The 7,007-nt window shown below is 61.6% G+C and carries 6 protein-coding genes and 4 tRNA genes; 6 read left to right on the top strand and 4 right to left on the bottom strand.

The genetic code is table 11. The features are described 5' to 3' along the window. From QMX89_RS17295 to QMX89_RS17275, 5 genes are all read left to right on the top strand, one after another. Positions 1–210 (top strand): hypothetical protein (locus QMX89_RS17295; RefSeq protein ID WP_282349144.1); only part of this gene is annotated, 210 nt, incomplete at its 5' end. A gap of 162 nt (positions 211–372) precedes the next feature. Then, positions 373–448 (top strand) — tRNA-Asn (locus tag QMX89_RS17290). Positions 449–458: 10 nt separating this feature from the next. Then, a tRNA-Pro gene (locus QMX89_RS17285) sits at positions 459–535 on the top strand. Between the two features lie 5 nt (positions 536–540). Then, positions 541–616, top strand: a tRNA-Lys gene (locus QMX89_RS17280). A gap of 97 nt (positions 617–713) precedes the next feature. Then, positions 714–790 (top strand) — tRNA-Pro (locus QMX89_RS17275). Between the two features lie 131 nt (positions 791–921). Here the strand turns inward: QMX89_RS17275 and QMX89_RS17270 are convergent. Both QMX89_RS17270 and QMX89_RS17265 read right to left on the bottom strand, forming a co-directional pair. Continuing rightward, the gene (locus QMX89_RS17270; protein ID WP_282349143.1) at positions 922–2,223 is read right to left on the bottom strand and encodes an NAD(P)/FAD-dependent oxidoreductase; all 1,302 of its coding nucleotides are present in this window, start codon (positions 2,221–2,223) and stop codon (positions 922–924) included. 329 nt (positions 2,224–2,552) lie between these two features. After that, the gene (locus tag QMX89_RS17265) at positions 2,553–3,182 is read right to left on the bottom strand and encodes a DUF1780 domain-containing protein (RefSeq protein WP_049860973.1); all 630 of its coding nucleotides are present in this window, start codon (positions 3,180–3,182) and stop codon (positions 2,553–2,555) included. Between the two features lie 100 nt (positions 3,183–3,282). Here QMX89_RS17265 and QMX89_RS17260 point away from each other — a divergent pair, with 100 nt between their 5' ends. Then, positions 3,283–3,708, top strand: coding sequence for a DUF3830 family protein (locus tag QMX89_RS17260; protein ID WP_282349142.1), 426 nt, complete (start codon positions 3,283–3,285; stop codon positions 3,706–3,708). 85 nt (positions 3,709–3,793) lie between these two features. On the opposite strand, the gene QMX89_RS17255 is transcribed toward QMX89_RS17260, so the two are convergent. Both QMX89_RS17255 and QMX89_RS17250 read right to left on the bottom strand, forming a co-directional pair. Continuing rightward, positions 3,794–4,696: an alpha/beta hydrolase gene (locus QMX89_RS17255; RefSeq protein WP_282349141.1), complete on the bottom strand. Its 903-nt coding sequence runs from the start codon at positions 4,694–4,696 to the stop codon at positions 3,794–3,796. Next, positions 4,696–6,933 carry a TonB-dependent siderophore receptor gene (locus QMX89_RS17250; RefSeq protein ID WP_282349140.1) on the bottom strand — a complete coding sequence of 746 codons (2,238 nt, stop codon included), beginning with the start codon at positions 6,931–6,933 and terminating at the stop codon, positions 4,696–4,698. The genes QMX89_RS17255 and QMX89_RS17250 overlap by 1 nt, the downstream gene beginning before the upstream one ends. Between the last annotated feature and the right edge of the window lie 74 nt (positions 6,934–7,007).

The raw sequence follows: 7,007 nt of genomic DNA, 5'->3' as shown, positions 1-7,007 counted from the left end.
GGCAGAGCCCGCTCCCACAGGAACGTTGCATACCTGTGGGAGCGGGCTCTGCCCGCGAAGAGGCCCGACATGACACACCTCTTTGATTTCCCGTTGCATTTTCGTTTCAAGGCTTGTAAAGTGCGCCCCGCTGTCGGTCATCCCGCAGAACCAAACGCTTCACCCGGTTCTGAAAAAAAGTTGCAAATCAGTGTCTTGAAAGCAATTTAAAGGGTTGACAGGGGTTTTGAAGATTGTAGAATAGCGCGCCTCAGAGACATGAACGCAGCGATGCGAACAGGTCGAAGAGTTCAAGGCGGTAGTGATACAGGCTTGAAGCTGTAGCAGATGTAGATGTACTGAAATTGCTGTAGATGTTCTGAAATTGATAGTTCCGTGATAGCTCAGTCGGTAGAGCAAATGACTGTTAATCATTGGGTCCCAGGTTCGAGTCCTGGTCACGGAGCCAAATTTCATATCGGGGTATAGCGCAGTCCGGTAGCGCGCCTGCTTTGGGAGCAGGATGTCAGGAGTTCGAATCCCCTTACCCCGACCATATTTGGGTCGTTAGCTCAGTTGGTAGAGCAGTTGGCTTTTAACCAATTGGTCGTAGGTTCGAATCCCACACGACCCACCATTTTTGATTCCGGTTCGCCGGGTCGAATCTTAAAAGCCCCACCGATTAACACCGGTGGGCAGCAGAAAAGGCGCCTTCCGGGGTGCCTTTTTTGTACCGGGGTATAGCGCAGTCCGGTAGCGCGCCTGCTTTGGGAGCAGGATGTCAGGAGTTCGAATCCCCTTACCCCGACCATATTCGAAGAAAGGCGCCTGTCATAGGCGCCTTTTTTTTTGCCCCCAATTCAATACACCCCCCTGTAGCAGCGGCGCAAGCCGCGTCCGGCATCACCGCGTCACGTCATACGTAACGCGGCCGATCCTCCATCAATGCAGCTTCAATCGCGGCTCCGTGCCGCGTCCGATACGGCTGCCCAGCATCAACATGCCGGTGCGGAACAGGCCATACAGCGCCGCCTGGTGCATCCGGTACAGCGACACGTAGAACATGCGCGCCAGCCAACCTTCCAGCATCACGCTGCCGGTCAGGTTACCCATCAGATTGCCCACCGCCGAAAAGTGCGAGAGCGAAATCAGCGAGCCATAGTCCTTGTAGGTGTACTCCGGCAGGGCCTTGCCCTCGATGCGCAGCTTCAGCGACTTGGCCAGCAACGAAGCCTGCTGGTGGGCGGCCTGAGCGCGCGGCGGCACGTTGCGGTCGGTACCCGGCTGCAGGCACGCCGCGCAGTCGCCGAACGCGAAAATGTCGTCGTCGTGAGTGGTCTGCAAGGTCGGGCGCACCACCAGCTGATTGATGCGGTTGGTCTCCAGGCCATCGATGTCCTTGAGGAAACCCGGCGCCCGAATGCCCGCCGCCCACACCTTCAGGCTGGCAGGAATGACCTGGCCACTGCTGGTCAGCAGGCTTTCGGCAGTCACTTCACTCACGGCGGCATTGGTCAGCACCGTCACGCCCAGTTTTTCCAGAGTCTGGTGCACCGGTTGACCGATACGCTCCGGCAGCGCCGGCAACACCCGCGGACCGGCTTCGATCAAGGTGATGCGCATGTTCTCGGGCGCGATGCGGCCCAGACCATAGGCCGCCAGTTCCTTGGCCGCATTGTGCAGCTCGGCCGCCAGCTCGACCCCTGTGGCACCGGCACCGACGATAGCCACGCTGATCTGCGCGCGGCTTTCATCGTGTCCGGCATGCGCACGCAGATAGTGGTTGAGCAGCTGCTGATGAAAGCGCTCGGCCTGCTTGCGCGTGTCCAGAAACAGACAATGCTCGGCTGCACCCTGGGTACCGAAGTCATTGGTAGTGCTGCCCACGGCAATCACCAGCGTGTCGTAGCCAATGCTGCGCGCCGGCACCAGCTCCAGACCTGTTTCCGGATCCAGGGTAGCGCTCAGCTGGATCTGCTTGGCCCCTCGGTCCAGGCCGCTCATGCGACCCAGCTGGAACTCGAAATGATTCCACTTGGCCTGGGCAACGTAGTTGAGCTCGTCTTCCGACGAATTCAGCGAACCGGCTGCCACTTCATGCAACAGCGGTTTCCAGATATGGGTCAGGTTGGCATCCACCAGCGTGATGCTGGCCGTGCCGCGCTTGCCCAAGGTCTTGCCCAGGCTGGTGGCCAGTTCCAGGCCGCCGGCGCCGCCGCCGACGATAACGATGCGATGTGTCATGGAGAGCTCTCATAAGGTTAAGGAATTCGTTGGGTCTGCGAGGGAGGGCGAGCGCAAGGCAGCTCATAGCTCCACACCTTGAGGCAGACGATTCCACGGCCCTGCGACGGCGGTTATCGAGGCAAGGAGCGGACGCTCGACTTGCTGCCGACAAGCACACAGACAACCGCCGACCCTTAGGGCGCGGTTCACGTGGCAGGGCTTGGAACCATGAACAGGTAGACGTTTCAGACGCTGGCAAGGCTACAGGGTTCCTGACAGTCGGTACGGACGATGACGCTTTGTATCATCGCCGCTGCGGATACGCCATGGCTGATAAATAGCGGTTGTCACAAACTGATGCCGACATCGAAAACGATGCTGCGGCCGAGGTTGTTGCGTAGAAAATCCGGCGCATCCGGATGGGCGAACAAGACGCGCGCGAAGGTCGGTCCGACCAGCGACAGCGAGCGCCAGCCTTGGCGGAGAAATTCGGTAGGCGGCGGAAAATGGCTGTTCAGGTCCAGGGTTTCGCGCTTGAGGCTGGCGAAGGCAATGATGTCCAGCTCGCCCAGGTCCAGGCCGCGTTCGCGATAGTTGTGGGCTTTCTTGCGCAGGGTCGGGGCGAGCCTTTGTAAGAGCTCGGGCGCACGAATGCGCTTGGGCCGAGCTTCGCGGCGCACCAGTTGGCTGAGGGAGAAGGCGCTGCGGCGACGTTGCAGCTCTTCACGCCATTCATCATTGAGCCGGCGACCTTCATCGAGTACGAAAAACACTTCGAAACTGGCGTCGCGAAACAGCACGTCCGGCGGCTCCTGGCCTGCAGGGGTGAACTCGTCGTCGCGGTAGGTGATGTTCAGACCCTGCAAAAGGCGCTCGCACACCCAACGCTCGCGCTCCCATTTGCGCGCATTGGACAGAAAGGCGTTGGCTTGCTCGGCCTGGCTGGTGAGCAAACGCAGGTAGTCGGAGTCATCCATGGCCCTAGCTTAGCCCGCCTGTGCGACGAAAAGAATAATGGTCAACGCTTCAAAATCGTCGGGCAATGGGTAAGGATGGGATTTTCCCAGGAGTTGCACCATGCCCAGCATCAAGATCACCTCCGGCGGCTATGAATTCTTGGCCGAAACCCACCCCGACGCACCGCAGACGGTGGAGGCGTTTCTCAAGCTGCTGCCCTATCGGCAGAAAATCATCCACGTACGCTGGAGCGGTGAGGCGTGCTGGGTGCCGTTGGGGGAATTTCAGTTGCTGCGAGGTGATGCGCCGGTCGGCTTCGAGAACCACACCAGTCACCCGTCGGTAGGGGACGTGCTGTTTTATCCGGGGCCGTACAGCGAAACGGAAATCCTGCTGGCCTACGGCTCGTGCTGTTTCGCCAGCAAGATGGGGCAGTTGGCCGGCAACCATTTCCTGACCGTCGTGCAGGGCAAGGAAAACCTTCGAGCCCTGGGCGTGAAGACGTTGTGGGAAGGGGCGCAGGAGGTGCTGTTCGAATTGGCATGATCCCGCCGGCGCGGTGCGACCGGGCGCGGCTTGCGCCGCTGCTACAGAAAAGCGCCAATTCCCTGCAGCAGCGGCGCAAGCCGCGTCAGCGATACACGCCATTCTCCAATACATATCGCAGCGAGGCAGGCAGCATCGGCCCATGCCCCAGCCCAGGAAACACGTGGTAATCGACGCGCAAACCGGGCACGCCGCGAACACCTTTCAACAACCGCTCCATGGCCACCCCCGGCGCCTGCGTCGAGCGCGCCGGCCCACCCGGCCCGGCTGCCTCGGCGTCACCTCGCATCAACGTCAACCCCACCTTGCTCTGGCCCACTCGGTCCGCCAAGCCATCCAACGGCTCGAGCGCCGCACCGTTTCCCCACCACAGCGAAGGACTGGCCGCGGCGTAATGCTGAAACGCCCCAGGCCGGGTCAGCAGGGCATGCAGCACCAGCAATCCGCCATAGGAATGCCCCCACAACGTTTGCCGTTTCACATCCACCGGTACTGCGTGCTGCACAAGCGGTTTGATTCGCTGCTCCAGCAGGTCGAGAAACTGATCGGCACCGCCGCTGGGCAACCCGGAGGTCGCATCGATCTGCGTGTCGCCGGTCACTCGCGGCGTGTAATCGAAGGTTCGCGCCATACGGTCGATACGCAGTGGCGTGGTCGAGCCGATGGCCACGATCAGCGGTGCATCGGCGCCTTTGTTCAAGCGCCGTAACAGTGCCTGGTCCAGCGCACCCACGGCAGCATTCCCATCGAGCAGGTAAACCACCGGATAGCCAGCGGCGGGGGCGGGCTGTTCCGGGCGGCCGATATACAGCCGGTAATGCCGCTGCCCGTCCGCCGAGTCCAGAGTTCGGGTGGTGAACCCATAGCCAGTGTCGGGCTGTTCCAGCACCGGGGCCGCCATGGGCTGTTGCGGGTCCGGACGTGCTTGCGCGGCGCCGTGTGAAATCAGGGCGGCCATTGCCAGCCCGCTGATGATCGTATGCTTCATCAGAACGACGCCGTCAGGCTGGTGTAGAGCGTGCGGCCCGACTCGTTGTAGGTAGCCGCGCCCGCGCCTTCGATGTTGTTCACACCCTGGGCATTGCCCTCGCGATACAGGCGCTTGTCGAGCAGGTTGTCGATGCCCGCCGTCAGGCTCAGGTGCCGAGTCAGCGCATAGGTGCCGCTGACGCCGACCAGCGCGTAGGGCGACAGCTGATTGTTGGATGTGCCGGTCACTCGTGCACCGTGGTAGTCGTATTTCTTGGGCTTCTGCTTGCCGTACCAGGCCACATTGGCCTGCAGCGACAGCGCTTCGCTGGCCTGCCAGTCGAGCATCGAATTCAGGGTGTACTTGGGCGTCACCGAAAGCACATCGCCGGTTTCCTTGTTCACCGAACGCAGCATGTAGGTGAAGTTGTTGGTCCAGTTCAGATCATCCGTCACGGGCAAGGTCAGGTTGCCTTCCAATCCCTCGACCAAGGCCTTGGGCACGTTCTCCCACTGGAAGATGCTGGCGTTGGCAGTCGTCCCGCTGCCACCGATGGCGGTGCCGACCGGGGTCAGGCCCGATTCGATCTTGTTGCGGTAATCGTTGCGAAAGTAGGTCAGGCCGGCCACCACGCCGTCTTTGCGATATTCCACGCCCAGCTCCTTGTTGACGCTGGTTTCGGCTTCCAGGTCGGCATTGCCCTGCAGGTAGCAACTGGTGGTCTGGCCGTAGCAACCCTGACCGTTGCTATACAGCAGGTAGTTGGGGTTCAGTTGGTAGAGGTTCGGCGCTTTGTAGGCACGGGCGATGCCGGCCTTCACGGTCACAGTGTCGGTCAGCACCTGGGACAGGTTGAGCGACGGACTCCAGTTGTCGCCGACGATGTCGTGATGGTCCAGGCGCAAGCCGGGGGTCAGCTTGGTGCCGGGGAACAGCTCGATGTTGTCCTCGACGAACAGTGAAGCGATGCGCGCCTCCGAACTGCCGCTGCGGTTGCTGCTGGCCAGGCCCGGTATGGCGCCACCGGCCGTGGTGGTCTGCACGTTGGAATTGGGGTCGCCAAGGCTCTGCTCGACCCACTCCGTGCCCAGGGTCAGCATCTGATCGACGCCCCAATGCAGCGGCAGGCTGACCTCGCCGTGAGCAGTCAGGTCGCGCACCACGTTGGTGGTGAAATCAGTGCTGGAAAAGATGCCCTCGGTACCCCCGGCCAGGCCTTCCTTCACGCGTCGATTGCGGGTCTTTTCATACTGCAGATAGGCCAGCGAGGTGCCGAAATCCCAGTCGCCGCGGTGGGTCAGGGCGTAGTTCTCGCGATAGAGAATGTTGGTTTCATGGCCCACCAGGCTGCGCACCGTGGCGTTGCTGTTGGTGTTCTGGGTATCACCGGTGTAGATGTTGCCCTGGCGGCTGTAGCCCGCTTCCAGATCTACAGTCTGCTCGGGGCTGAGCTTCCAGCTCAGCAGCCCGTTGATGTCCTTGTTGCGCACGCCTTCGCGCCCGGCCGGCAAGGTGCCGACCTGGTTGCCGGTGCGCCGCGACTCATGGCCGCTGTTGATGTCCTGAGCGTCGGCATCGCTCTTGGCGACATTGCCGAACACGCGGTAGCTCAGCGCATCGGTCAGTGGCCCGTTCAGGCCGAAATTGACCCGCTTGGTGGCGCCTTCCGCGCTGTGTTGCGAAAAGGATTGGTAGACCGTCGCCGAACCGTGGGTCTGGGTACCCGGCTGCTTGGTGATGATGTTCACCACGCCGCCCGCCGCGCCATTGCCGTAACGGGCCGCGGCCGGACCCCGAATGACTTCGATGCGCTCCACTTGGTCCGCGGGCACCCAGTTGGTGTCACCGCGGCTGTCGCGCTCGCCGCGCCAGCCATAACGCACCGAATTGCGGCTGTTCACCGGTCTGCCGTCGACCAGGATCAAGGTGTTTTCCGGCCCCATGCCGCGAATATCGATCTGCCGGTTGTTGCCGCGCTGGCCGCTGCTGGAGTTGCCGGTCAGGTTGACCCCCGGCATGGTGCGGATGATCTGCGACAGATCGTTGGCCGGCGGACGCTTGCGAATGTCTTGCGCCGTGATGATCGACACACCGGGCGCCTGCTTGATCTCTTCTTCGGCCGTGGCCACCACCGAAGACGCTTCCAGCTCCACGGGTTCGGCTGTCGTGTTGTCGGCCGACGCGGTTGCGGGGAGCAGATGGCAAGCGCCCAGAAGCACGGCGAAATAGGGCAGGGGCGGCAGGCGCAGGCGCATCGTTGGATCTCCATGAACTGGCCAGGGTGGCCGGAAGATCGAAGATGATAATAATTGCTAAATGATAGTAAAGC

The sequence above is a fragment of the Pseudomonas sp. PS01301 genome, from assembly GCF_029960215.1.
GTDB lineage: Bacteria > Pseudomonadota > Gammaproteobacteria > Pseudomonadales > Pseudomonadaceae > Aquipseudomonas > Aquipseudomonas coleopterorum.
Note: the sequence above shows the minus strand (reverse complement) of the source record. Positions and strands in the feature narration are given on the sequence as shown.